Here is a 25,948-nt window from a genome sequence, read left to right on the forward strand (position 1 = left end):
TCAGGCGCCGCTTCCGGACAGCACCTTGGGCATCCGGGACTGGAAGTCGACCAGCCCGACCCAGGTGGGGCGGAGGGAGATGCGGGCCATCCGCAGGCCCGGCCGGTCGATGCCGGCGATGTTGCGGGCGCCCTGCTCGGGGCCGTAGTAGTGGTGGTGGATCCACACGTACTCGGGCACCAGACCCTCGACGTCGGTGACCTCGACGGGCCCGCGCAGCAGCAGGATCTCGGACGGTGGCCCGGGCCGGTCGATGGTGATGGCGACGTCGGGCCGGGCGCGCAGCGCGCGGATCTTCTGGGCGCCGGCGAACGTCGCGAAGACGAGCTCCTCACCGTTCCAGTGGAACTGCATCGGGAACACCCGCGGCGTGCCGTCCTTCGCCACGTACGCCATACGGGCCAGCTCGGTCGAGGTGAGCAGGTCGCGGGCCAGGTCGGCGCCGAGCAGCCGCACGTCGCCCTGCGGCAGTTTCATCAGGTCGGTCATGCTCCTAATTTAGGAGTGAGTACCACTGTTGCGCAAGTGCCCGCTAAGATTTTCGTCGTGAGTGGTAAACGGACGTACGCCGACCCGTGCGGCGTGGCGCGCGCCCTCGGCGCGGTGGGTGAGCGGTGGGCGCTCCTGGTGGTGCGCGAGCTGCTCTTCGGGCCGAAGCGCTTCAGCGACCTCAGCCGCGGCCTGCCCGGCATGAGCCAAAATGTGCTGTCCCAGCGCCTGCGCGAGCTGGAGGAGGCCGGCGTGGTGCGGCGCGGACGGCTGGGTCCGCCGGCGAGCATCCAGGTCTACGAGCTGACCGAGCGCGGCCAGCGCCTCGAGCCGGTGCTGCTCGCCCTCTCCGCGTGGGGCAGCCGGCTGCCGCTGCCCGAGGGGGGCCAGCTGAGCGTCGACGCGCTGATGCTCGCGCTCCGCTCCACGTTCGACCCCGCGGCCGCCGGCGATTTGGCGGCGCGGGTCGAGCTGCGGCTGGGCGACGACCGCTTCCGGGTCGAGGTGGCCGGCGGCGAGCTGAGTCTGGCCCGCGGCGCGTTTCCGACCCCGCCCGACGCCATCCTGACCACGGGCCCGGCGACGCTGCGCGGGCTTGTCTTCGCCGGCCGCAAGACCGCCGACGCCCTGCGCAGGGGCGACCTGCACATCGACGGCGACCGCAAGGTGGCCGACCGGCTGCTCCGCTCGTTCCCCCGCCCCGCGGCAGACGAGACCTAAGAACGAGCCGGCCGCGTGATTACGCAGCCTTGGACACGAATCGGCGACTGCTCATGACTGTCCGGTCGACGCCTGCTTGCATGATGACGCAGTTGACGACACGGGACGGGGAGGCAGTTCGATGACGGGTTTCCGTCGCACGAGGTTGGCGTTGATCGGGGCGACCTGCCTGCTGGCGCTGGGGGTGCCGGCCGGTCCGGCGCTGGCGGTGCCGAGCGAGCAATGGTCGCCAGTCTCGTGTGCCACCGGCGCGATCACCGGCTTCGGCGTGCGCGTGGACGAGGGCCGGACCCTTCTCGGGCTCTCCGGATGGGTCCAGCCGTGCCTACCGGCCGAGCCGGCGAACGGGTTCGCGGTGATCGTCTACCGCGGGATGGGCGCCGGGATCGGCACGCCCATACTGCCCTACGGCTCGCCGGCCGGGCCGACGGAGTTCACTGTGGACGTCGCGCTGGTCGGCAGCGGCGACACGGTCGGCAACGAGCTACTGGCCGCGTGCCTCGCCTACGCCCCGTACGGGCGCCTGGCCTGCCTCGGCATCGACGAGGGCAGCCGGGAGGCGCCGCCGGTCGTCGCACCGCTCCCGGTGGACGCCCCGGCGGTGCTGGGGATGGTCGTCGACACCGGCGGTCCGGTCCGCCGAAATCCGGTGTGCGGCACCTGCCTGTGACGGGAAATGCCGACACCGCTGCGCGAACGCGCAGCCTTGGATACGAATCGGCAACGGCTCGTGACTGTCCGGTCGACGCTTGGTTGCATGATGACGCAGGCGGCTGAGTCCTGGGGAGGCGACTCGATGGCTGGTTACTTCCGCGCGGTCTTCGGGGCGTCGTGTCCCGTCGTAGCCATGGCCGCGCCCACACCGGCGGCCGCGGCACGGGTGCCGCACCCGCCCAGCGGGAGGTACCGGTGACCGCGTCCACGGAGCCGGTGCCGTCGCTGATCGGCTGGGGCGCGTCGCCCGACGCCGACCTCGTCTACCGGCGGCTCTCCACCTTCGGCCGGGCCACCGCCCGCGAGCTGTTCCGCGAGCTGGGGATGCCGCGCCAGCGGGTCAACCAGGCCCTCGACAAGCTGGCCGCCCTCGGCCTCGCCGTCGCGCGCCGGTCGCCGGGCCAGACCGGCCTGGTCTGGGTACCCCGCTCCACCGCGAGCGTGCGCCGCGAGCCGCCGCCCCCGCCGCCGGCCGACGCCGTGCGGCGGGAGCCCTTGCCGGAGGTGGTCGCGCAGGCCACGCAGCTGGGCGAGGGGCTGCGGCACCTGCGCACGCGGGCCGCGAGCCGCGCCCGGCTCGGCGAGCTCGTCGCGATCGCGCGGCACGAGCACCTGGCCATGCACCCCGAGCCGAGCTTCGACGCCGAGGCCGCGAAGCCGGCCGTGGCCATGGACCGGACCCTCCTCGAACGCGGCGTGTCCATGCGGGTGCTGGGCGTACAGCCCGCCACACCCGACCCGATGTCGCCGTACGGGCGCACGCCCGCCGACCCGCAGCCGGCGTACCGGGAGATGCCGGCCGTACCCATGAAGCTCTTCGTGGTGGATCGAAAGGTCGCCCTGTTTCCGGTGACGCCGACCGACGTCAACCGGGGCTACCTGGAGGTTACCCAGCCGCCCGTCGTGGCCGCGCTGGTGGCTCTCTTCGAGCGGCACTGGGCGGCCGGCCGAGCCATACAGGAGAACCCGATGTCACGGATAGAACTCGACCCCCGCGAACACATGCTCATCGGGCTGCTGGCGCAGGGGCACACCGACGCCTCCGCCGCCACTGAGCTGCGGGTCAGCGCGCGCACCGTCTCCACGATCATCCGTTCCCTGATGGACCGGCTGGGCGTGGAAAACCGCTTCCAGCTCGGCGTGGCTCTCGGCGCGCGGCATCTCGTCGCGCCACCGGAGCCCGACGCCGGCGGCGAGCCGGCGTAGCCTTGCGCCATGGGTTCTGGTGTGGACAAGGGGGACCTGGTCCCGGACTTCGAGCTGCCCGACCAGACCGGCACGCCACGGCGGCTCAGTGAGCTGCTCACGGGTGGGCCGGTCGTCCTGTTCTTCTACCCGGCCGCGTTGAGCCGGGGCTGCACCGCCGAGAGCTGCCACTTCCGCGACCTGGCGCGGGAGTTCAAGGCGGCCGGCGCGCAGCGCGTCGGTATCAGTCGCGACAGCGTGCGGCGGCAGCACGAGTTCGCCGAAAAGCACGGCTTCGACTACCCGCTGCTGTCAGATAGCGACGGTGAGGTGGCCGAGGCCTTCGGCGTCAAGCGAAAGCTGCCGCTCGGGCCGATGAGCATGAAGCGGATGACGTTCGTGATCGGCACCGACCGGCGGATCGTGGCGGTCATCCACAGCGAGCTGAGCATGGAGCAGCACGCCGACCGCGCGCTGGAGGTGCTGCGCACCGGCCGGACGGTCTAGCCCGCCGTCACCGTCCACCGTGGATCTACCATTCGGCGAACGAGCCGTCGTCCTGCCGCCACACCGGGTTGCGCCACGCGTGGCCGGTGCGGTCGGCGCGGCGCACCGCCTCCTCGTCCACGTCGATGCCGAGACCGGGCGCATCCAGGCGGGCGATGTGGCCGTCGACGATCCGCAGCGGCGCCGGGTCGACGAGGTAGTCGAGCAGCTCGGTGCCGCCGTTGTAGTGGATGCCGATGCTCTGCTCCTGGATGAGGAAGTTGGGCGTGGCGAGCGCGACCTGGAGGCTCGCCGCGAGCGAGATCGGCCCCAGTGGACAGTGCGGGGCGAGCAGCGCCCCGTGCGTCTCGGCGAGCGCGGCGATCCGGCGCACCTCGGAGATGCCGCCGGCGTGCGACGGGTCGGGCTGCACGACGCTGACCCCGGCCTGGAGCGCGGGCAGGAAGTCGGCCCGGCCGTACAGGCGCTCACCGGTCGCCACCGGCACCGGCGCGCAGGCGACGAGCTCGGCGAGGCGGTGGCCGTGCTCGGGCACGAGCGGCTCTTCCACCAGCAGCGGGTGCAGGCCGGCGACGGCGGGCAGGATGAGGCGGGCGGCCGGGTAGGTGGCCCGCCCATGCAGGTCGAGCGCCACGTCGCGGTGCGGGCCGAGCACTTCGCGGGCGGCGGCGAGGCGGCGCACCACATCGTCCACATCGGCCAGTGTCGGCACCGGGGCGAGGCGGCCGGAGGCGTTCATCTTGACGGCGGTCATGCCGGCCTCGACGTGCGCGGCCACCGCCTCGGCGATCTCGGCGGGGTCGTCGCCGCCCACCCACGCGTACACCCGGACCCGGTCGCGGACCGGGCCGCCGAGCAGTGCGTGCACCGGTGCGCCGTACGCCTTGCCGGCGATGTCCCACAGCGCCTGGTCGAGCCCGGCGACGGCGCTGGAGAGCACCGGCCCGCCACGGTAGAAACCACCCTTGGTCAGCACCTGCCAGTGGTGCTCGACGCGGAGCGGGTCTTCGCCGACGAGGTACTCGGCCAGCACGTCCACCGCCGCCCGCACCACCTCGGCACGCCCCTCGACCACCGGCTCGCCCCAGCCGACGACGCCCTCGTCGGTGGAGATCCGGCAGAAGAGCCAGCGGGGCGGGACGAGAAACGTCTCCACGCGGTCGATCTTCATGACGGTGCCTCGCCCAGCCGGGCCACGTCGTCGAAGGCCTTGCGGAGCAGCTGCCGCATCGCGTCGGCGGCCGCTGCCGGCTCGTGGGCGCGGATCGCGTCGACGACCGCCCGGTGCGACGGGACCGGATCGTCGGTGCCGAGCGCGCCGTGCACCATCCGGTCGCGCTCGGCGAGGCCGGTCTCGATCACGACCTCCATGCGTACCAGCAGCTCGTTGTGCGTCGCGGCGAGCAGCGCGCGGTGAAACGCGAGGTCGGCGGCGACGGCGGCCGAGGCGTCCGGGCCCGCCGCGGCCATGGCCGCGAGCGCGGCGTCGAGGGCCTCGACGTCGGCGTCGGTGGCGCGTGCCGCGGCGAGGCTCGCGGCGCCCGGCTCGACGATGCTCCGCAACTCGTGCAGGTCCTCGAAGAGGCTCGGCTGGGCCGCCCGCGCGAACTGCCACCGCAGCACGTCGCCGTCGAGCAGGCTCCAGTCGGCGCGCGGGCGGACGAACGTGCCGCGCTTGGGGCGCGCGTCGACCATTCCCTTGGCGGCGAGCACCTTGAGCGCCTCGCGGACCACGGTCAGGCTGACGTCGAACTCCGCCTGGAGCGCCACGATGTCCAGTGTGGAGCCTTCGGCGAAGTGGCCGGTGAGGATGCGCTGTGCGATGACCTCCACGGTCTGGCCGTGCACCCCGCGCGCCGCGTACTGCTGCATCTGCCTACCTTCGGTTTTCAGGATGACGACTTCACCGCGGTCCAGCCGCCGTCGACGACGAGGCTGGCACCGGTGACGTAGCTGGCGTCCGGCGACGCGAGGAACGCTACCGCCGCCGCCACCTCGTCGGGGGTACCCAGGCGGCGGGCCACCGTCACGGACGCGGTGAACGCGCGGTCCTCGGACGAGATCCGATCCCACGCCGGTGTGAGGATCGGGCCGGGCAGCACGCTGTTGACCCGCACCTCGGGCCCGTACTCGACGGCCAGCTGCCGGGCGAGCGCGACGAGCCCGCCCTTCGCGGCGGCGTACGCCGGGCGGCCGGGCAGCCCGACCAGCGCGTGCACGGAGGACACCACCACGACGCTGCCGCCGGTCGCGCGCAGGTCGGGCAGGCACGCGCGGACCCCGAGGAACGTGCCGGTGAGGCTCACGCCGATCTGGTGGTCCCAGGACGCGCGGGTGGTCGCGTCGGCGGGCGCGATCTCGACGGCGACCGCGTTGGAGACGAGGATGCCGACCGGGCCGAAGCGCTCGCGGGCCGCCGCCACGGCCGCCGTCCAGTCTCCTTCGTCGGACGCGTCGGCGCGGATCACCAGGGTGTCGCCCTCGATGGACGCCGCCACGTCATCGGCGGGGCGGATGTCGGCGAGCACCACGGACGCGCCCTCGGCCGCGAGGCGGCGCGCACAGGCCGCGCCAATGCCCGACGCAGCGCCCGTGACCAGGGCATTCTTGCCCGTGAGCCGTCCAGCCACTGACCACTCCCGCCAACTAACCATTAATTACGAAGATATCTTGACAGCCGCCCAGGGCTGTTGCAACCTTTCGGAAACACACCGCTTACACACACACGGGGCTTCGCTCGCAGGAGGACAACGATGGTTCACAGCGAACTCGGCCGCCGCAAGTTCCTTGCTGGCATCGGCGGCCTGGGCGCCGCCGCCCTCCTCGGCGGCTGCGCGACCGGCAGCTCCGACAGTGGCGGCGGATCCTCGGCCACCCTCACCCTCCAGTCCTCGCTCTCCGACCCGTCTCCCAAGGCCGCGCTCACCAAGGTTGTCGAGGGGTACACGAAGACCAAGGTCACCCTCAACACGATCGCGATCGAGACCTTCCGGGCCCAGCTGCCGACGTACCTCAACTCGGCCACACCACCGGACGTGCTGACCTGGTACGCCGGCTCGGTGGCCCGCGACTACGCCAGCAAGGGCTTCCTGCTCGACGTCTCCGACCTGTGGACCGGCAGCGGCGCCTGCGCCGGCTTCTCCCCCGCGCTCAAGGAGCTGTCCACCGGCGCGGACGGCAAGCAGATCTTCGTACCGACGAACTACTACTGGTGGGGCGTCTTCTACCGCAAGAGCGCGTTCCAGGAGTGGGGCGTGCAGCCGGCGACCACGTGGGACGAGTTCATCGCGCTGTGCAAGGCCATCAAGGCCAAGGGCGTCGCCCCGCTGAGCATGGGCACCGGCTCCACCCCGTGGGTCGCGTCCGGCTGGTTCGACTACCTCGACCTGCGGATCAACGGGGCGCAGTTCCACCGCGACCTGCTCGCCGGCAAGCACTCCTTCGACGGCCCCGAGGTCAAGGCGGTCATGGAGCACTACCGCGAGCTGCTGCCGTACATCGACCCGAAGGGCCGCTCGTACTCCTGGCAGGACGCGGTCACGCCGCTGGCCAGCAAGAAGGCCGGCATGTACCTGATCGGCGCGTTCCTCACCCAGTCGCTGCCGAAGGACGTCGTCGACGACATCGACTTCTTCCGGGTGCCGATCATCGACCCGAGCGTGCCGGTGGCCGAAGAAGCGCCGACCGACGGCTACTTCGCCAGCGCCAAGTCGAAGAACGTGGCCGGCGCCAAGGAGCTGCTCTCGTACCTCGCGTCGGCGCCGGCCCAGGAGCTGTTCATCAAGGAGTCGGCCTCGTCCAACCTGCCCACCTCGCCGCAGGTGAGCACGACCGGGTTCTCGCCGCTCGTGCAGAAGGGCATCACGCTGCTCAACGAGAGCGCCGCGATCACGCAGTTCTTCAACCGCGACTCCAGCGACGAGCTCCAGAGCACCGCGGACACCGCGCTCACGAAGTTTCTCGACTCGCCCGGTGACGTCGACTCGATTCTCGCCAGCTGGCAGTCGTCGGCCCAGAAGGTACTCAACTCGTGACGGTTGCCGCCGCCCGAAGAAGAAGGCAGCGCCACCTCTCGCCGGTGGTCTGGCTCTTCCTGCTCGTACCCGCTGCCATCGAGATCGGGCTGGTCTTCTGGCCCGCCCTCAACAGCTTCTACCTCTCGCTCACGAAGTGGAACGGGCTGGGCGCGCCTGAGCAGGTGGGCCTTTCGAACTACCGCGACCTGTTCTCGGACGACGTCTTCCGGGAAGCGCTGGGCAACAACGTGATCTGGGCCGTCGGCTTCGGAGGACTCTCCGTGGCCGGCGGCCTCGCCCTCGCCGTGGCGCTCAACAAGCCGCGCCGCGGCGTCGGCATCTACCGAAGCGCGATCTACCTGCCGATGGTGTTCTCGCTCGCGGTCACCGGCCTGTTCTGGCGGGTGCAGTACCAGCCGGACGGCACCGTCAACACGCTGCTCGGCGCGGTCGGCCTGGAAAGCCTCGAACGGCAATGGCTCGCCGACCCGAAGACCGCCCTCTACGCGGTGCTCGTCGCGGCCGTGTGGCGGCAGGTCGGCTACGTGATGGTGCTCTACCTCGCCGGCCTCAAGGGCACCGACCCCTCCCTCGACGACGCGTCCGCTGTGGACGGTGCCGGCCCGTGGCAGCGCTTCTGGTACGTCACCTGGCCACAGCTGCGCGGCGTCAACACGGTCGTCTTCGCGGTGACGGTCATCGACTCGCTGCGCACGTTCGACATCGTGTGGGCGATGACGCAGGGCGGGCCGTACCACTCGTCGGAGCTGCTGAGCACCTACATGTTCCAGCAGGGCTTCACGTTCTTGAACCTCGGCTACGCCTCGGCCATCGCCGTCGTCATCTTCGCGCTCGCGCTGCTGTTCATCATCACGTACCTGGTCCGGACCCTGAAAGAAGAGGTCTCATGAGCGCACCGGCCGTCGCCACGCCGGCGCCGCCGGCGACATCACCCTCCACTTCGCACGATCGTCATCGGGTACGGCGGAAGGGTTGGGTCTTCCACGCCGTCATGGCGCCGCTGACGCTGCTGTGGGTGGCGCCGATGGTGTTCGTGGTGCTGATCTCGATCCGCTCCTTCGACGACATCGCCGCGCGGGGCACCGCCGCGCTGCCGGACAGCTTCACGTTCGACGGCTTCCGCACCGCGTTCGGCGAAGGGTCGATGGGCGAGGCGCTGTGGACCAGCGTCCAGGTGACCGTGCCGGCGGTCGTCCTCAGCCTGCTGCTGTCGTCGATGGCCGCGTTCGCGCTGAGCCGGTACGCGATCCCGGGGCGGCGCGCGATCCTGCTCGTCATGCTGGCCGGCAACCTGCTGCCGCCGCAGATCCTGCTGATCCCGGTCTCCCGGATCACCGAGTCGCTCGGCATCTACGACACGCTGATCGGCCTGATCGCGATCCACGTCGGCTTCGGGCTCGGCTTCTACACGTTCGTGCTGCACGGTTTCATGCGGTCGATCCCGTCCGAGGTGACCGAGGCGGCGCGGATCGACGGCGCGGGCGCGTTCTCCGTGTACGCGCGGATCATCATGCCCCTGTGCCGCCCGTCCCTCGCGGCGCTCGGCGCGCTCGCCACGACCTGGATCTTCAACGACCTGATCTGGTCGATCACCGTGCTCCGCACGCAGGCCAAGTTTCCGGTGACGGCGGCGCTGCTCAACCTCCAGGGCGGCTACGTCAGCAACTGGAACGTGGTCGCGGCGGCGTCCATCATGGCCGCGGTACCGACGGCCGTCGTCTTCTTCGCGTTCCAGCGCCACTTCGTGTCCGGTCTACTGATGGGGTCTACCAAGTGACTGACCGCCTCACCATTACCCTTTGGGACTTCACCTGGTACACGCGCACCGGGCCCGGAGAGCCGTTCGAGGATCTCGACGAGGCGTTCCGGCAGGCGGCCGAGCGCGGCTACAACGCGATCCGGATCTGCGCGATGCCGCTGCTGCTGTTCGGCAGCGGGCTCGACACGAGCCGGCTGACACTCAGCGGGCTGGGCGGCGACTACGGCCAGCGCACCCGGTGGTACGACGTGCGGCACACCACCACGGTGGACGGCCGGGCGCAGCTCCTGGCGCTCTTCCGCGGCGCGGCCCGGTACGACTTCAAGGTGATCGTCTCCAGCTGGGAGTACCAGCAGAGCCCGTCGTTCCTCGCCGACGACTCGTGGCACCGGGCGGTCACCGCGATCCCGCCGGCCGACCGGGCGAACGCGCTCGCCGACGCGCTCGCCGCCCTCGTCGACCTGCTGAAGGCCGAGGGGCTGGACGACCGGGTGGCGTTCGTCGAGCTGCACAACGAGGTGCAGATCGGCCGGCTCGCCGACGTCACCGGCACCCGTGGCGAGGCGGCGATCGTGCCCCTCCAGCCGTACCTGGAGGGCGGCATCGACCGCTTCCGGGGCCGCCACCCGGGGGTGCCGGTCACCACCAACTACGCCCGCGTGCCGGTCGGGTACATGCGCGGCCTGCCCCGCAACGCCGGCGTCGCCGTCTTCCACCCGTACGTGTACGGCGTGCTCGAACAGCTCGTGGACGAGTTCGCGCTCCGCGACGGCAGCCGGCCGTATCCGCAGGAGCGGGCCTACGCCGAGCTGCTCCGCGACGGCGCGCCCGCGCTCGACGACTGGCAGCCGCCGGCGGCCGACCGGTGGCGGCTCGACGCGACCGCGGTGCGGCACCGGGAGATGTACACCCACGACTGGTGCGACCCGGTCAAGTGGGACCGCTGGCTCTACGACCGGTACGGCGAGCACCGCCGCGCGATGCGCTCCACACTGGACACCTGGATCGACGTGGCCGCTGACTGGGCCGCCGAGCACTCGGTGCCGCTGGTCTTCGGGGAGGGCTGGGTCGGCTACACGCCCCTGTACGGCACCTTCGAGGAGGGCCCGGTCGGCGCCGAGATCTGCGCGCACGCGGTCCGCCGCTCGTCCGAGGTCGGCGCCTGGGGCACGCTGGTCTGCTCCAACGCCGCCCCGCACCATCCGATGTGGGCCGACGTCGCGCTCCAGCGGCGGCTCAACGAGGGATTTCTCAAGTGAGTCGCGAGTGGACGCTCACCGGTGCCACCACGGAGTACACCGTCGGGCTGCCGGAGCACGGCGGCTGGCTGGAGCTGCGCGCCTGGGGGCCGCACGGGGTCGGCGCCGGCCCTTCTCCACTGGCCTGGGAGGGCAAGGCGCAGTACATGACGCCAGGCGACGTCGCCGCGGTCGAGTACGCGCCGGACGGCGCCCGCCCGTTCGCCGGCCCGGATCTCGTGGTGCGGCCGGCGCGGGCGCTGTCCTGGTCGTTCGACGGCGCCGCCCAGCACGGTGACTCGCTCCGGGTCGACTTCGCCGACGCGGCGACCGGGCTGCGTGCCGCCCTGCACTACCGGCTCGCCGCTGACTCCGACGTCGTGGAGCGCTGGGTCGAGCTGACCAACACCGGCGACGCGCCGCTCCAACTCGTCGAGATCGGGTCGGCCGCCTTCTCCGTACCCACCCCGCACGGCGCCCGCCTCACCTACCTCAGTGGACAGTGGGCGCGCGAGTTCACGCCGGCCAACACCGACCTGTGGCGGGGCCGGTTCGAGATCGGCAGCACGCTGGGTGTGACCGGCCACCAGTTCTCGCCGTACCTGGCGGTGCGCGACGTCCGCGACGCCGCCCAGGCCTGGGGGGTGGCGCTGGCCTGGACCGGGTCGTGGCGGATCGCCGCCGAGCGGGACGCCGCCGGCCTCACCCGGGTCCGCGCCGGCCGGGTCGCCGTCGACGGCCCGCTGGCGCTCGCGCCCGACGCCACGCTCGTCACGCCGGTGGCCGCCGGCGCCTACAGCGCGGACGGCGTCGAGGGGCTGGCCCGGGTCTGGCACGCGTACGAGCGGAGCCTGGCCGGCGACCGGCTCACCCGCACCCGCAAGGTCGTCTACAACTCGTGGGAGGCCACCTACTTCGACGTCACCGCCGCCGGCCAGCTCGCGCTCGCCGAGGTCGCGGCGGAGCTGGGCGTGGAGACGTTCGTGGTCGACGACGGGTGGTTCGTCGGGCGCGGCGACGACACCGGCGGACTCGGCGACTGGACACCCGACCCGGCGAAGTTTCCGGACGGGTTCGACGCGTTCGTCGACCAGGTGCGCAAGCTGGGCCTGGAGTTCGGCCTGTGGGTCGAGCCGGAAATGGTCAACCCGCGCTCGGCACTCTACGCGGCCCACCCCGACTGGGTGTACCAGGTGGACGGCCGCCCCCGCACCACGATCCGCAACCAGTACCTGCTCGACCTGGGCCGGCCCGAGGTCGAGGACTTCGTCCACTCCACACTGGACGGTCTGCTGCGCGGGTACGACATCACGTACCTGAAATGGGACTTCAACCGCCCGCGTACCGAGCCCGGCCGCGCCGGTGTACCCGACGACGGGCTCGACCTCGACGGCGCGCACGTGGCGGCGCTGTACCGGATCCTGGACGCGCTGCGCCGCGACCATCTACACGTGACGGTCGAGGGGTGCGCGGCCGGCGGCGCGCGCGTCGACCTGGCGATGGCGTCCAGAGTGGACGTGGTGTGGCCGAGCGACAACACGGCGCCGATCGACCGGCTGCGGATCCAGGACGGCTACCTGCGCGCGCACGCGCCACACCTGATGAGCTCGTGGGTGACCGACGCGACCGGCCTATTCGACACCCGGCCGCGGTCGCTCGCGTTCCGGTTCGTGCTGGCCAGCGCCGGCGTGCTCGGCATCGGCGCGGACATCCGCCGCTGGAGCCCGGCCGAGCGGGCCGAAGCGGCGCGCTGGGTGGCCCGCTACAAGGCGGTCCGCGACGTGGTCACCCGCGGTGAGGTGCACCGGATCGGCGGCCCCGACGAGGAGCGCTGCGCCGTCCAGTACACGTTGGACGGCCGGGTCGTGGTCCTGGCCTGGAACCCGGGCCCGCTGGACGGCCTCGACACCGTGCCCGCCCGGCCGGTGCGACTGCCCCTGCGCGGCCTCGACCCCGCCGCGAGGTACGAGGCGGCCGGCACCGTCTACTCCGGCGCCCACCTGACGTCGGTCGGCCTCCCGGTGCGCTGGACGGCCTCGTACGACGCCGACGTGTTCGCGCTCACCCGGGTCAGCTGACCGAGCTCGGCACGCCGCTCTTGCACTGGATCTTCATGTGGACCCGCTCCGGGCCCTCGAACCAGACGTGCACCGTGCCGGCCGGGCCGGGCTCCGTCTTGCCGACCGTGTAGCCGTCGGCCGCCGACCAGCTGAGCGCGTGCGCCAGGCGGCCCTCGCAGCGGACCTCGACGGTGCCGCCGGCGGAGGCGAGCGTGCGGGTGGTGCCGTCGGGCGTCGGGTCGGGTGACTGCTCGACCGTGGGCGAGGACCCGGGCGTGGTCGGTGGCCCCCCGGTCGGCACGCCGGTGATCGGCGCCGCCGGGCCGGACGTCACGCCGCCGGTCGTCGCCGCGGGTCCCGCCGGCTGGCCGGGCCCGCCGGTGGACGGGTCGCCGCCGCCGGGCGGCGTGACCGCGCCGGGCGTGCCGGTGGCCTCGACGTCCGGCACCTGCTCGGCGAGCGCGCCGGTCGGGTCGCCGCCCGCGCCGGCGATCAGGACGGCCACCACCGCGGTCGCGACCACCGTGGCGGTGACGACCCCGACCGCGAGCATGCGCTGGCGGCGCCGGACGGCGGCCGGCTCCACAGTCGGCTGGTCGTCGGGCGCGGGGCCCGCCTCGGCGGCGTCGAGGACCGGTGCCGCCGCGTGCCGGCCGGAGGTCTCCCCCGGCAGCAGCACCATGCCGGCGGCCGCCGCCAGCACCTCGGCGACCTCGGTGGCCGTCGGCCGGTCGGCCGGGTCTTTGGCCAGGCACCGCCCGCACAGGTCGGCCACCTCGGCCGGCACACCGCTGACCGGCGGCAGCGGCTCGGGCTCCGCGTAGGTGTGCGCGCGCAGCATCTGCGTGGTCGTCTCCGCCGCCCAGGGGAGCTTGCCGACCAGGACGTAGTGCAGGAGCAGGCCCAGCGCGTACACGTCGGAGGCGGGCACGACCTGGTCGCCGGTGAGCCGCTCCGGCGCCAGGTAGGCGGGCGTGCCGATCATCCGGTCGTCCTGGTCGAGGTCTTCGAGCGGGCCGGCCGCGGCGGCGATGCCGAAGTCGACCACCTTCGCCCCGCGGGTGGTCAGGATCACGTTGGCCGGCTTGATGTCGCGGTGCACCAGGCCGGCGTCGTGCGCGGCGGCGATGCCGCTGGCCACCTCGGCGCAGACCCGCATCGCCAGCTGCGCGGGCAGCGGCCCGTCGGCGATCCGCTGGCTCAGCGTCGGCCCACGCAGCAGCTCCATCACCACGAACGGCTCCGGCCGGCCGGACTCGTCGACGGACTCGCCGAAGTCGTACACCCCGCAGACGTGCGGGTGGGAGAGGCGGGCGGCGGCGCGGGCCTCGGACTGGATGCGCAGGCGGGCGCCCGGGTCGGCGGCGAGGCGGCCGGCCAGCACCTTTACCGCTACGGGCCGGCGCAGCACCTCGTCGGTGGCCCGCCAGACCACCGACATGCCGCCGGAACCGATCTGGTCCTCCAGCCGGTAGCGGCCACCCAGTAGTCGGAGCGCTTCCACGCGGCACAGTCTGCCCCAATTGACATTGATGAGAAAGCCCGCCAACCGGACGACGGATGTCCGACCACTTCGCCACGTATCACCGTTGCGGTGATCTCCTCCCACTCCGGACGGACCCCCGCCTCCCGCCGTGGGGTGACGCGCCCGCCGGATCGGTCACCGACGATGGGCCGCATGAGGAAACGACAGATGGTACGCGCCGTCGCGGCCGTGGCCGTGGCTCTCGTGGCGGTCGCCGGCCTGCCCGCATCCGCCTCGTCCGCGCCCGCCGCACCGATCTCCCTGAGCCGGGCACTCGCCGCCCTGCACGCCTCCGGGGTGCCCGCCGCCTTCGCCGAGGTCCGCGACGGTCGCCGCACCTGGTCCGGCGCCTCCGGCGTCGCCGACCTGTCCACCGCCCGCCCGGCGCGGCCCGACATGCGGCACCGGGTCGGCAGCATCACCAAGAGCTTCGTCGCCGCCACCGTGCTCCAGCTCGTCGCCGAGGGAAAGGTCGGGCTGGACGACCCGGTCGGCCGGTGGCTGCCGGAGCTCGTCCCCGGTGAGGTGGGCCAGCGGGTCACGGTGCGGATGCTGCTCAACCACACGAGCGGCATCGGCAACTACACCGAGGCGATCCTCGATTCCTACGCCGAAGTGACCAGCGTGGGGCAGACCCGCTTCACCCCAGAGGAACTCGTCCAAATCGGACTGTCGCTGCCGCGCACCGGCGCGCCCGGCGACCACTACTCGTACTCCAACACCGGGTACATCATCATCGGCCTGCTGATCGAGAAGGTCACCGGCAACGCCGCGTCCGCCGAGGTGACCCGCCGGGTGATCCGCCCGCTGCGCCTCGACGACACCTACTTCCCGGGCGCCGACCGGACCATCCGCGGGCGGCACGCCGGGGCGCACTTCGCGCTGTTCGGCGTGCGCGACTTCGCCACCTACGACATGTCGTGGGCCTGGACGGCCGGCGAGCTGATCTCGACGCCCTCCGACCTGGACACCTTCTACCGGGCGCTGCTCGGCGGCCGGCTCCTGCCGCCCGCCCAGCTCGCGCAGATGCGCACGACGGTGCCGATGGACCCGGCGCGGCCCGACGACGGCGGATACGGGCTGGGCCTCTTCTGGTTGCCCACGCCGTGCGGCGCGGCGTGGGGCCACGACGGCGGCGTGATCGGGCAGATCACGGTGTCGCTGCACGCGCCCGACGGCGGGCGGCAGATGTCCCTCGCCACCAACCTCAGCCACTACAACCTCGGCGTCATCCCGGAGGTCCACCCGATCGACGCCGCCTTGGCGGACGCCGTCATGGCCGGTGTCTGTCCGAACGCGACGGCACAGCGCGCGGCGGCGGGCACGACCATGCGCCTTCCCCTTCCGGGCGCGATCGCGATCCCGCTGCGCTGATACGTCGCAGTTCCGACAACACACGGCCGGGTACCGCCTCGCCTTGTGCGAAAGCACAGGAGACCCGAGGCGGTACCCCCCGTCGTCTAGACGGCGTTAAACGCATTAACGCGTCTCGGTCGGCGGCGCTCCGACCGCCCAGCCCCGCGCCGACCTCGGCCTCCAAGCGGGACCGGCACCTCGGTTCGCGGATCGCACGTGCGGGTGGCAAATCAACGACTTTGCCTTTTGGCCGGCGCCGAAAAGACGAGAATAGGCGCTGAGACCTTCGGATGAATGGGGCGGGGATACGTCACATCGACCGGGAGCCTCTGTGCGGGGGTGACCGATGCCAACGACAATTGGCGCTTTGCGGGAGGCGACGGTAATTGTGCCGGGGGCTCCCATTGAAGAATGGGCCCGATTCGCGCTCATCCTCGCCTGGCCGCCGCGGTGGTCAGCCCACGCCTGCGCGACCAGCTGCGGCTGCGCGCCGGCGGCGGTCAGGGCGACGAGCTGGATCTCACGGTAGTTCAGGAGGGGCGACATGGACGTTCGGCAGGTATTCGCGGACTCAGCGGTCAAGCAGGAGTTCCTCGACCGCTTCGACGAGCTCGCCGAGCACGCACAGGACCAGTTGGGCGGCCTGGAGGGCCTGGAAGGCGGGCCCGGCGTCGACGACGCCGCCGCCGTCGCCGACGGGATGGCCGAGGGCACCTACGAGCCGGGCGCCGAGCCGGGCCTCGAAGCGATCATCGAACGCTTCACCCGGCCGGTCTACCTGGTACAGCGGTCGACGTTCGAGGCGCCGCCGGACGACTTCCCGGAGAGCGAGCTGATCCGCGAGCGGCTGGCGACGGCACGGGCCGCGGTCGAGTCGATCATCGGCAGCGCGGGGCGCATCGACCTGAGCAACCACCGGCTCGACTGGGTCGGCACCGGCTGGATGGTCGGCGACGGCATCGTGGTGACCAACCGGCACGTGGCCCGGGAGTTCGCCACCGCGGTCGACGGCGGGTTCGCCTTCCGGGCCAACTTCGGCGCGCCTCCCGTTCGCGCCTCCGTCGACTGGCGGCACGAGCACCAGCAGACGGAGGAGTCCCGCTTCCGGGTCCGCGAGATCCTGTGGATCGAGCCGGAAGACTCGCTCGACGTCGCCCTGCTGCGCGTCGACGCGCAGGGCGCGGACGGCGAGCCCCTGCCCCGCACGATCGACCTCATGTCCGGCGAGGAGATCGCCGCCGCGGGCGTCGGGTCCTGGGTCGCGGTGATCGGATACCCCGCCCACGACAGCCGCAACGACGCCGCCGACCAGCAGCGCATCTTCGACGGCGTCTACAACGTCAAGCGGCTGGCGCCGGGGCAGGTCACCGCCGTCGTGGCCAAGGACCTGCTGCACCACGACGCGACGACGCTGGGCGGCAACTCCGGGTCCGTCGTGCTCGACCTCGACAGCGGCAAGGCGCTCGGCCTGCACTTCGGTGGCATCCAGGGCGACCGCAACGAGGCCGTGCAGGCCTCGCGCGTACACGAGATCCTGCAACGGGTCCTGCACTGAGGGGGCGCATGATGTCCGGTCCGCCCGCACCCTGGTGGGACGATCCGCGGACCGACTGGTCCGCCGGGGAGCCGGGACGCGTGGTCGACGTGCTGACCTACGCGTACGAAGACCTCGCCGCGATCCAGGCGATCGCCGAGTCGGTCGGGCTCGACTGGCACACCGGGCCGGCGGCGGCCTCGGCCCGTGCCCGGTGGCAATGGGCGCTGACCGAGGCCGCCGGGCGGGGTCGGGCGCTCGACCTGGCCGCCGAGGTGCTGCACGACCCGGGCAGCGAGGCGTTCCACCCGCCGCTGCGCAAGCTGCTGGGCGACCGGCTCGCCCCGGCGTACGCCCGCCTGGCCGCCCGCCACGGGCTTCCGCCCCCGCCGACCGAGGGCACCGACCCGGTCGTCACCAGCCTCGTCGAGTCGATGGAGGAGCCCGGTGACCAGCCGGTCGGTGGTCTCGAGGCGATCACCTCGGTCACCGCCGGCCTCGACGACCCGCGTTCGCTGGTCCAGGCGATCCTCGACGCGATGGCCCGGACGGCGATGATCGAGGTGGCCGGACAGCCCCGGGGCACGGGTTTCCTGGTCGGTCCCGACCTGCTGCTGACCGCCGCCCACGTCGTCGGCGCGTCGCCGGTGCTGCCGGCGGACATGGTGGCCCGGTTCGACTACAGCGACATCCCGGGCCGCAGCCTCGCCGAGACCGGCACCGGGATCCCGGTGGTGGAGCTGCTCGCGGCGAGCCAGCCGACCGACGCGGAAGGCACCGGCCGGGTCCGCGACTGGAACGCGCCGGCCGACCGCCTCGACTTCGCGCTGGTCAAGCTCGGCTTCCCGGTCCCGCTGGCACGCGAGGTGACGCCGCGCGGCATGTACCCGCTCGAGGAGACCGCCTACGACTTCAGGTCCAGCCCGCTGCTGTTCATCACCCAGCACCCGCTGGGCCAGACGCAGCGGGTGACCTGGATCCGCACGCCGCCCGAGTGCAACCAGCTCGGCACCCGCATCCGCTACCGGGGCAACACGCTCAACGGCTCCTCCGGTTCGCCGGTCGTCGACATCCGCGGCCGGCTTGTCGCGCTGCACCACTACTCGCAGGGCGGCGACAACCAGGCCGTTCCCATCTCGTGTATCGCCAAGGCGATCTGCGACGGGCCGTACGCGAGCCTGCTGTCGGCGGCCGCACCGGTCTCGCCGGCCGTCGTGGCGCCCACGCCGCCCGCGCCGGTGGACATCGATCCGCTGCGGACGACGTCGGTCGGCGGCCGACCCCTGGTCAACCGCGGCGGCCTCCGCGACCGGGTCCGCACCATGACGGCGAAGGAGCCGGCCAACCGGGTCCTGGCGATCACCGGGGAGAGCGGCAGCGGCGTCTCCTACTCCTTCCAGTTCCTCCAGCACGTGGCGGAACGGGCGAAGCTCAGCGCGCCGATCCGGAAGGCGGCGCCGGACGGTCTGGTGGCCATCCAGATCAACCTCAGCAACTACATCGGCCTGGGGATCGACACCCGCCGCGAACGCATCATCGACGACCTGCTCATCGGCCTGGAGCTGCCGTACCCCAAGGAGCAGCTGGCACAGGACGCGCGGACGATCAGCACGCTCCAGATGTGGCTCACCACGAAGCTGCGCGACTCGCCGCGGCAGTGGTGGATCTTCATCGACAGCGTCAACGACACGACCGCCGCGAAGCAGGGCGGCCTCGACGAGCTGATCCACGCGCTCGTCACGGTGGCGGACGACCCGCGGGTCCCGCTCCGGCTGGTACTGGCCGGCCGCGACGCCGAGCGGTTCGCCCTCGAACACTCCCAGTGGCTGGAGCAGGACACCGCGATCGGGCTGGCCCGCAGCGAGGTGGAGGCCTGGTTCCGGGCCAGGGCGGTCGAGGAGGGCGGCAGCCTCGACGAGGCGAGCCTGGCCACCCAGCTGGACACGTTGTTTCCCGTCGGCGGTCCGCTCCCCGAGCCGCGCAAGCTGGCGCCGCGGCTGCCCGCGCTCCTGTTCGACGTGCTGGGGGCCCGGGATGGATCCTGAGCAGGCACTGTCGTTTGTGGACGCGGCCGAGGCGGAGGAGCGGCTGGCCGCCGACCCGGCGGTCGAGCGGCTGGCCGTGCTCGGCACGTTCGACCCCGGCGCGCTCCGCGCCACGAGTGAGGGGGCGAGCCTGGAGCACCTGCTGTGCCGGCCGCTGCCCGCCCGCGGCGGCCGCCCGGAGGTGGTGCTCTTCGAGCGGCGGCGGATCGACGCCCTGGCCGCGATGCTCCGCCGGGGCGGGCAGGCGGAGCTCGCCCGGATCCGGCGCGAGGTCCGGCCCGAGCACGACACGCCTTTGCAACGGGTACTCGACGACTTCGTCCTCGCGACCGGGCGGCCGGTCACGGCACTGAGCGAAGACGAGCTGGTGGTCGCCCTCGACGTGTGGCGGTGGGCGACCGAGGCGGTGGCCCGCGCGGGGCTGGCGGGCACTGTCAAGGTCACGCCGAGCCGCGCCGAGATCGAGGGGCGCCTGGCCCTCCTCGAGGTCGTCCGCAGCGTCCGCAAGCTCGCCGACGCGGGCTGCCTGGGCCGCGAGCACGAGGTCGCCAGGCTGCACGCGTACCGCACGGCCGCCCCGGTCCCCGGCGGGCTGGCCGCCGACCCGGCGATGGTGGTGTACGGCGTCGGCGGCGTCGGAAAGTCCACTTTGGTCGCCCGCTTCGTCATGGACATGTACGAGTCGTGCGGCCCCGCCGACCGCTGGGCGTGGGCCTACCTGGACTTCGACCGGCCGACGCTGTCCGCCTGCGAGCCCACGGCCGTGCTCAACGACGTCATCCGGCAGGTCGGCGCGCAGTTCCCGGAGTACCGCCGGGAGCTGGAGCACGACGAGGACGTCGCGCACCGCCGGGGTAAGGGCGCCGGCCTCGAAGCGGCCGACACGGCGACCTCCTACCGCGAACGGGCGGCCGGCTTCGCCCGCGGAAAGTCCATGGTGGACACCGCCCTCGTCGTCGTCCTCGACACCTTCGAGGAGGTGGAGCGCACCCGGCCCGACCGGGCGGCGGACCTCTTCGACCTGTTCGCCACACTGGCCGGTGAGCTGCGCTCGTTCCGGCTGGTCGTGTCCGGCCGCGGCCCTGCCTCGGTCTTCCTCGCCCCCGGCCGGCACGACCGGCAGCTGCACGTCCTGCCGCTGGGCGAGGAGGCCGCCGCCGACCTGCTGCGCTACATCGTCCGCCAGGAGGCCGGGGCCGCCGCTCCCCCGATCGACGACGCGCTGGCCCGCGAGATCATCGGGCTGGTCGGCGGCATCCCGCTCACGGTACGGCTGGCGGCGCAGGTGCTGGTGCGGGAGGGCTCGGCCGCCGTGGAAGACGCGGCGGCCCGGGCCCGGGCACTCGACCGGGTCCGCGTCGAGTTCGTGCGGGGCTTCCTCTACCAGCGGATCCTCAACCACGTCTCGGTGCCCGACGAGCGCACGACGGATGAGCTGCGGCGGGTCGCCCAGGCCAGCCTCGTCCTCCGGCGGATCTCCGTCGACCTCGTCGAGCGGGTCCTGGTACCGGCGCTCTGGCCGCCGCCGACGCTGCCGCCGGCCGAGCTCTTCGGCGGCCTCGCCAGCCAGCTGACGATGGCCGAACGGGACGGCGACGTGCTGCGGCTGCGCGAGGAGCTGCGCGGGCCGGCGCTCGCGGCGCTCAAGCTGCACGACCCGAAGCTCGTCTCCCGGGTGGGCGACCTGGCGGTGGGCTTCTACGAAGGCGAGCCCCGGTCGGACGACACCGACCTGGAGCTGACCTATCACCGGCTGGCCCAGGGCGACCTGACCGCACCCGTCGACGCCGACACCATCCGCCGCCTCGGGCTGTCGGTCGCCGACTTCCCGCCGTCGTCCGCGCGGCTGATCCACGCTCCGCACGCGCTCGCCGTCTCCGACGACCTCGCCAACTGGGAACGCCGCACCGCGCCGGCGGTCGACGTCGCCCTCCGCAAAGGTGACCTGTCCGAGGCCCGGAGGCTCCTGACCGGGCGGCCGGAACGCATGCCCGGCACGGAGCTGCACCGGCTCGAGTCGCGGGTGGCGGAGGCCGGCGGCGACCTGCGGCTGGCCGCCGAGGCGTCCCGGAAGGACGTGCGCGCCGCCCAAGAGGCGGGGGACGCCACCAGGACCGCGGCCGCCGTCGTCCGGCTCGCCCGGCTGGAGGAGCGGCTCGGCGAGTCCGAGGCGGCACAGGGCGAGCTCCAGAAGGGCGCCGACCTGCCGCTGCTGGCCGGCCATCCCGAGCTCCGGCTGGAGCTGCTGCTCAACCGGATGAACATGCTCGAACGCGGCCGCCTCGGCGACGGCGACCTGCGCTGGTCGCTCGGGCTCGGCGTGCGCGGGCTGATCCAGCGGTACGGCCCGCGGAATGTCACCCACAGCACCGCCCTCGTCCGCCTGCTCGCCGCCGCGCTGGGCCAGGAGGAGCCCGACCGCCTCAAGGAGGCGGTGCGGCTCGTCGGCCTGGGCCACGAGGAGGACCTGCGGCGGGTACGCGCCATCGTGTCCGCGATCGCCGACTGGGACCTCGCGCGGGAGGATCCGGGCCGGTTGGCCAGGCAGTTGGGGTTGCGGCCCCTGACGTCCGACCGGGAGGGGCTCGAAGCCGCCTGGCGGACGCTCACCGGGCTGGGCACCGACGCGGGGCTCCTGCTCGACCGCCTGTGGCGGCTGGAGTTTCCCCCGGAGCCGGTCCGGGAGGCCATCCGGGCGCTCTACCTGTGGTGGGCCGTCGACTCCGGCACGGAGCAGCGCCCCGCCAGCGCGACGCACTTCCTCGCGGAGACCCCGCTCGACTGGTCGCGCCAGGAGACCCGCGAGCTGGAGGACATCCTGCTGACCGTCTACTCCACGAGCACCGACAGCCGCATGCTCGCCTCCGCGGCCGGCCTCGACATGACCCTGATCAGCTGGTCGGGGTCGGCGCGGCGGGTCACCCGCGAGCTCATCGGCACGGCGAGCCGCGGCGGCCGGCTCGACGCCCTGGTCCGCGCGGTGCTGGCCGACCCGGCGAGCGGCGCGGTGCGGGACCGGCTGCGTTCACTCGTGGGCGACGCGTGGCTGTCGGAGCACGGCCGGCCCTGACCATTGCCGTATCCATCGATCACCGTTAGCATCCGTGCCTATGGCGGTGACGCGAAGGATATTCACATTCTCGGTGGTCGTGCTGCTCGGGGTGACCGCCGGCGCGGCGGCGCCGGCGGCGGCGCCCCTCCCCACGACGCAGGGCGTCTACGGCGCGGTCTTCCGCGACGACCGGGGCCGCGAGATCGTGCTGCGCGGCTTCAACGTCGCGGGCAGCGCCAAGCTCACCGAGAACGGCCTGCTGCCGTTCCGGAGCCGCGCCGACGCCGCCACCTCCGCGCAGGCCATGCGCGACCTCACCGGCGCCAACGCGATCCGCTTCCTGATCAGCTGGGAGGGCGTGCAGCCCGCGCGGCACACGATCGACTATGGATACCTCGACCGCGCGATCGAGCAGATCCGCGAGTTCACCGACCGGGGCATCCACGTGCTCGTCGACTACCACCAGGACCTCTACTCGGCGCACCTGTTCGACGACGACAGCTGGTACGACGGCGACGGCGCGCCGAAGTGGGTGATCGACGCCGGCGACTACCCGGACGAGTTCTGCGGCATCTGCTTCCTCTGGGGGCAGAACATGCAGAACAACGCCGCCGTCCGCGAGGCCATGTACGACTTCTGGCGCAACGAGTACGGCGTGCAGGACGCCTTCCTCGACCAGGCCGGCGCCACGATGCGCTACCTGCGCCAGCGGCTGCCCGCCGCCGCGTTCGACCGGATCGTGGGCTTCGACCCGTTCAACGAGCCCTTCGACGGCGGGCTCGACGGCGGCACCGGCGCCGAGTGGGAGCGGCGCTGGCTGCTGCCGTTCTACCAGCGCTTCCGCGCGCGCATGGACGAGGCCGGCTGGGCCGCCAAGCCGGCGTACGTCGAGCCGCTCGTCTTCTGGAACACCGGCTTCTTCGAGCAGGGCGGCCTCTCGACCATCGCGCCGCTCGGCACGCGGTACGTGTTCAACTCCCACTACTACGACGGCGCCCGCATCACCCTCGACCCGACCCCGGCCGGCGACGGCACCTACGCCGCCGCCATGAACCGCGTCCGTGACCGCGCCCGCACCCTCGCCACCGCGCCGTTCGTCTCCGAGTTCGGCAACTCGCTCCACAGTGACCGGACACCGTGGATGGTGCGCGCCATGTACCAGGGAATGGACGCGGGCGTGCCCGGCGCCAGCTGGTGGGGCGCGCCCGCGTCCGGCGGCACCGTGCTGTCCAACACGATGTGGCACTGGGACATCTACAGTGGACGGCACGCCGAGCCCGGCGACGGCTGGAACGGCGAAGACCACTCGGTGGTCGCCGTCGACGCCGCCGGCACGGTGGTCCCCCGCCTCGACCGCCGGGTGCTCGACCGCCTCTTCCCCACCGCGGTCGCCGGCAGCACACTGGCGTTCGCGTACGAGGACCTGGCCCGCTCCGGCTACGGCGGCGCCGGCCAGCAGCAGGCCTGGCTCGCGGCGCCGCAGAGCCTGCCCGCGATCCGCGCGCTGACGGCCGGCCGGCAGTACGGCGTCCTGGTGTGGCGCGGCACCGCGGGCACGACCGAGCTGCACCTGCCCGCGTCGTTCGCGCCCGCGACCACCACCGTGGTCACCGACGTGACGGCGGTCACCACGGCCCTGGAGGAAGGATCGGCGACCGCGCGGCGCCTACTGCTGGACGCCGGCGCCGGCGTGCACGCGGCCCTGGTGGTCAACACGACCGGCGGCACGGTGACCGCCGCCCAGCTCGCCGCGGCTCAGCGCGAGCTGGCGACGTGGCGCACCCGGCACTTCCCGTCCTGAACCCCCCGCGCCGTTGGGTCGGGCCCGCGGCAGGGCGCGCTCGGCCGCAGAGCCCGTTGAACAAGCCGCCTGGGTTTGTGGCATGTCTCGCTGGCCGCTGGGCAAGGCGGCCGCACCGGCGCGGCACAGCACCTACCGGCCAGCCGCGTCCGCCGGGAGCCGTTCGGACACCGGCTATCCGGACGCCGTGCCGGCCTACGACCTAACCGGGCCCACGACAGCGGTGTCTGGCGGCTCTGGCCGCGCCGGTGCTCGGCGGTCGAAGACAGCTCCACCAGACAGGCTGGCCCGACGCCGCTCGGACGCGATCGGCCGGCGGGCGGCGATCTGCGTTCGGGCCTCTGGCGGCTGGACATCGCGGCCGCCGCCCAGGGTTCTATCTGAAGTTGGGTTTCCGGCCGACCGGCGAGCACAGTGGTGGCCAGACCGTCGGCGTCCTGGACCTTTTGAAGATCCCGGCCGGACCCCCATTGACGGGACATCGAAGCAATGGGGCAGCAGTCCCGACGGAACCGGCCCGTGCTGCCGGCGCCGCTCGATTCGTCAATGCCACGATATCGTGGCGTTAATTGCCTTGTCGGCGTGGAAGGGCTGGTGGTCTTGGTGGTGGCACGGGACGATTAGTGGGTGTTAGTGGATGCGTCTGCCCAGCTCAAGGCCCTCGCGGGCGAGTGTGCTGACGCGCCTACCTGGTCGCTTTCCGACACCGCTCTTGTCGATTGTTTGGACACCATTCACCAGGCCGCGGCCGCTATTACCGCGGCCGAGTCGCACCTGGTTCGGGAAATCGACGGCCGCGGTCTGCCCGTCGCGCAGCACGCGTCCAGCACCGCCGTGTGGCTGCGTGAGCATCTGCGGATCAGCATCCACGCGGCAAAGCGGATGCTCGACCTGGCCGCGGCGCTCGACCAGCGACCGGCCCTCGACGCGGCGCTGGTCGCGGGTGTGGTCAACGCCGAGCAGGCCGCTGTGGTCGTGTCCGCGGTCCAGGAGTTGCCCGCCGATCTCGGCACCGATCTGGTCGATCAGGCCGAGGCGGTGTTGATCGGTCAGGCCGGGCAGTTCGAGCCGACGATCCTGCGTAAGGCCGGACAGCGGATCCTCGCCCACGTCGCACCGCGGATCGCCGACGCCGCCGATACGGCCGCGTTGCGGCGGATGGAGCAGCGCGCCCATCACGGCCGCGCGTTCCACCTGACCCGGCAAGGTGATGGCCGGGTCCGGTTGACCGGCTGGCTGGACGAGGCCGGCGCCGCCACCGTCAACGCCGCCCTGGACCCGCTGTGCGCGCCCCGCCACGACCACGGTGAGCCGCGCACCCCCGCCCAGCGCCGCGCCGACGCCCTGGTCGCGGTGTGTGAGCTGGCCACCCGCACCGAGCAGCTGCCGGACAACGGCGGGCAGCGGCCACACGTGACGGTCACCGTGCCGTTCGACCCGCTGGGCCAAAAGCTCGGCATCGGCACGCTGGACACCGGCGGACGGCTCAGCCCCGAGCAGGTCCGCCAACTCGCGTGCGACGCCCAGCTGATCCCCGCCGTGCTCGGCGGTAACGGACAGGTCCTGGACGTCGGCCGCGGCCGCCGGCTGATCAGCGGAGGGCTGCGGGCGGCGTTGGAGCTACGCGACCGCGGGTGCGCGTTCCCCGGCTGTGACCGGCCACCACGCTGGTGTGACGGGCACCACATCCGCGCCTGGATCGAGGGCGGCCCGACCAGCCTGGACAACAGCGTCCTACTCTGCGGCCACCACCACCGGATCATCCACCGCGGACACTGGACCGTCCGCCTCGCCGCCGACCGGCTACCGGAGTTCATCCCACCCACCTACGTGGACCCGCGGCAGGCACCCCGACGCAACCTCTACCACCACCGGACGTGACATGCGCTGGCCGGCGTGAGAGTCGGCGGGCTTAACAGGGCAGCC

General features: G+C 72.7%; 20 protein-coding genes. 15 read left to right on the forward strand and 5 right to left on the reverse strand.

All coding sequences use genetic code 11. From position 1 onward, the window contains the following. Window positions 1-489, reverse strand: coding sequence for a pyridoxamine 5'-phosphate oxidase family protein (locus tag ACTMTJ_RS03230; RefSeq protein WP_441214522.1), 489 nt, complete (start codon window positions 487-489; stop codon window positions 1-3). A 57-nt stretch (window positions 490-546) separates the two neighbouring features. On the opposite strand from ACTMTJ_RS03230, the gene ACTMTJ_RS03235 reads away from it, so the two are divergent. The 4 genes from ACTMTJ_RS03235 (at window position 547) to ACTMTJ_RS03250 (ending at window position 3,615) form a co-directional block, all read left to right on the forward strand. Then, window positions 547-1,209 (forward strand): winged helix-turn-helix transcriptional regulator, encoded by a 663-nt coding sequence (locus ACTMTJ_RS03235; protein WP_441214523.1) that lies wholly within the window; start codon window positions 547-549, stop codon window positions 1,207-1,209. Window positions 1,210-1,330: 121 nt separating this feature from the next. Continuing rightward, on the forward strand, window positions 1,331-1,879 hold the full coding sequence (locus ACTMTJ_RS03240; protein ID WP_441214524.1) for a hypothetical protein: 549 nt from the start codon (window positions 1,331-1,333) through the stop codon (window positions 1,877-1,879). Window positions 1,880-2,118: 239 nt separating this feature from the next. Next, window positions 2,119-3,129: a MarR family transcriptional regulator gene (locus ACTMTJ_RS03245; protein ID WP_441214525.1), complete on the forward strand. Its 1,011-nt coding sequence runs from the start codon at window positions 2,119-2,121 to the stop codon at window positions 3,127-3,129. A 9-nt stretch (window positions 3,130-3,138) separates the two neighbouring features. Then, a complete protein-coding gene (locus ACTMTJ_RS03250) occupies window positions 3,139-3,615 on the forward strand; it encodes a peroxiredoxin (protein ID WP_441214526.1) in 477 nt (158 codons plus the stop codon). A gap of 25 nt (window positions 3,616-3,640) precedes the next feature. Here ACTMTJ_RS03250 and dgoD read toward each other — a convergent pair whose 3' ends face one another. The 3 genes from dgoD to ACTMTJ_RS03265 are packed head-to-tail and all read right to left on the reverse strand — an operon-like array spanning window position 3,641 to window position 6,245. After that, window positions 3,641-4,786: a galactonate dehydratase gene (gene dgoD / locus ACTMTJ_RS03255; protein WP_441214527.1), complete on the reverse strand. Its 1,146-nt coding sequence runs from the start codon at window positions 4,784-4,786 to the stop codon at window positions 3,641-3,643. Then, a complete protein-coding gene (locus ACTMTJ_RS03260; RefSeq protein WP_441214528.1) occupies window positions 4,783-5,487 on the reverse strand; it encodes a FadR/GntR family transcriptional regulator in 705 nt (234 codons plus the stop codon). Before ACTMTJ_RS03260 ends, dgoD begins: the two co-directional genes overlap by 4 nt. A 17-nt stretch (window positions 5,488-5,504) precedes the next feature. Then, complete coding sequence (locus ACTMTJ_RS03265) at window positions 5,505-6,245, reverse strand: SDR family NAD(P)-dependent oxidoreductase (RefSeq protein ID WP_441214529.1); 741 nt, start codon at window positions 6,243-6,245, stop codon at window positions 5,505-5,507. Window positions 6,246-6,368: 123 nt separating this feature from the next. Here ACTMTJ_RS03265 and ACTMTJ_RS03270 point away from each other — a divergent pair, with 123 nt between their 5' ends. From ACTMTJ_RS03270 to ACTMTJ_RS03290, 5 genes are read left to right on the forward strand one after another with little or no spacing between them, the layout of a single operon-like run. Then, entirely contained in the window at window positions 6,369-7,649 is a 1,281-nt protein-coding gene (locus tag ACTMTJ_RS03270) for an ABC transporter substrate-binding protein (protein ID WP_441214530.1), read from the forward strand. Continuing rightward, the gene (locus tag ACTMTJ_RS03275) at window positions 7,646-8,542 is read left to right on the forward strand and encodes a carbohydrate ABC transporter permease (RefSeq protein ID WP_441214531.1); all 897 of its coding nucleotides are present in this window, start codon (window positions 7,646-7,648) and stop codon (window positions 8,540-8,542) included. Before ACTMTJ_RS03270 ends, ACTMTJ_RS03275 begins: the two co-directional genes overlap by 4 nt. Continuing rightward, window positions 8,539-9,429: a carbohydrate ABC transporter permease gene (locus ACTMTJ_RS03280; RefSeq protein ID WP_441214532.1), complete on the forward strand. Its 891-nt coding sequence runs from the start codon at window positions 8,539-8,541 to the stop codon at window positions 9,427-9,429. The genes ACTMTJ_RS03275 and ACTMTJ_RS03280 overlap by 4 nt, the downstream gene beginning before the upstream one ends. Continuing rightward, window positions 9,426-10,670, forward strand: a complete 1,245-nt coding sequence (locus ACTMTJ_RS03285; protein WP_441214533.1) for a cellulase-like family protein — start codon at window positions 9,426-9,428, stop codon at window positions 10,668-10,670. Before ACTMTJ_RS03280 ends, ACTMTJ_RS03285 begins: the two co-directional genes overlap by 4 nt. After that, entirely contained in the window at window positions 10,667-12,727 is a 2,061-nt protein-coding gene (locus tag ACTMTJ_RS03290) for an alpha-galactosidase (RefSeq protein ID WP_441214534.1), read from the forward strand. Before ACTMTJ_RS03285 ends, ACTMTJ_RS03290 begins: the two co-directional genes overlap by 4 nt. Here ACTMTJ_RS03290 and ACTMTJ_RS03295 read toward each other — a convergent pair. Then, complete coding sequence (locus ACTMTJ_RS03295) at window positions 12,720-14,213, reverse strand: protein kinase domain-containing protein (RefSeq protein WP_441214535.1); 1,494 nt, start codon at window positions 14,211-14,213, stop codon at window positions 12,720-12,722. The two genes, ACTMTJ_RS03290 and ACTMTJ_RS03295, sit on opposite strands and share 8 nt — an antisense overlap. 282 nt (window positions 14,214-14,495) lie before the next feature. Here ACTMTJ_RS03295 and ACTMTJ_RS03300 point away from each other — a divergent pair, with 282 nt between their 5' ends. The 6 genes from ACTMTJ_RS03300 (at window position 14,496) to ACTMTJ_RS03325 (ending at window position 25,903) form a co-directional block, all read left to right on the forward strand. After that, a complete protein-coding gene (locus ACTMTJ_RS03300) occupies window positions 14,496-15,608 on the forward strand; it encodes a serine hydrolase domain-containing protein (protein ID WP_441214945.1) in 1,113 nt (370 codons plus the stop codon). 526 nt (window positions 15,609-16,134) lie between these two features. Continuing rightward, on the forward strand, window positions 16,135-17,145 hold the full coding sequence (locus ACTMTJ_RS03305; protein WP_441214536.1) for a trypsin-like serine peptidase: 1,011 nt from the start codon (window positions 16,135-16,137) through the stop codon (window positions 17,143-17,145). 11 nt (window positions 17,146-17,156) lie between these two features. After that, window positions 17,157-19,169 carry a trypsin-like serine peptidase gene (locus ACTMTJ_RS03310; protein WP_441214537.1) on the forward strand — a complete coding sequence of 671 codons (2,013 nt, stop codon included), beginning with the start codon at window positions 17,157-17,159 and terminating at the stop codon, window positions 19,167-19,169. Beyond that, window positions 19,159-22,239 (forward strand): effector-associated domain EAD1-containing protein, encoded by a 3,081-nt coding sequence (locus ACTMTJ_RS03315; RefSeq protein ID WP_441214538.1) that lies wholly within the window; start codon window positions 19,159-19,161, stop codon window positions 22,237-22,239. Before ACTMTJ_RS03310 ends, ACTMTJ_RS03315 begins: the two co-directional genes overlap by 11 nt. 40 nt (window positions 22,240-22,279) lie before the next feature. Beyond that, window positions 22,280-24,022, forward strand: coding sequence for a cellulase family glycosylhydrolase (locus ACTMTJ_RS03320; RefSeq protein ID WP_441214539.1), 1,743 nt, complete (start codon window positions 22,280-22,282; stop codon window positions 24,020-24,022). 723 nt (window positions 24,023-24,745) lie between these two features. Beyond that, window positions 24,746-25,903 (forward strand): DUF222 domain-containing protein, encoded by a 1,158-nt coding sequence (locus ACTMTJ_RS03325; protein WP_441214540.1) that lies wholly within the window; start codon window positions 24,746-24,748, stop codon window positions 25,901-25,903. Window positions 25,904-25,948: the final 45 nt, after the last annotated feature.

Source organism: Phytohabitans sp. LJ34 (genome assembly GCF_052068095.1).
In the GTDB taxonomy this organism is placed as follows: domain Bacteria; phylum Actinomycetota; class Actinomycetes; order Mycobacteriales; family Micromonosporaceae; genus Phytohabitans.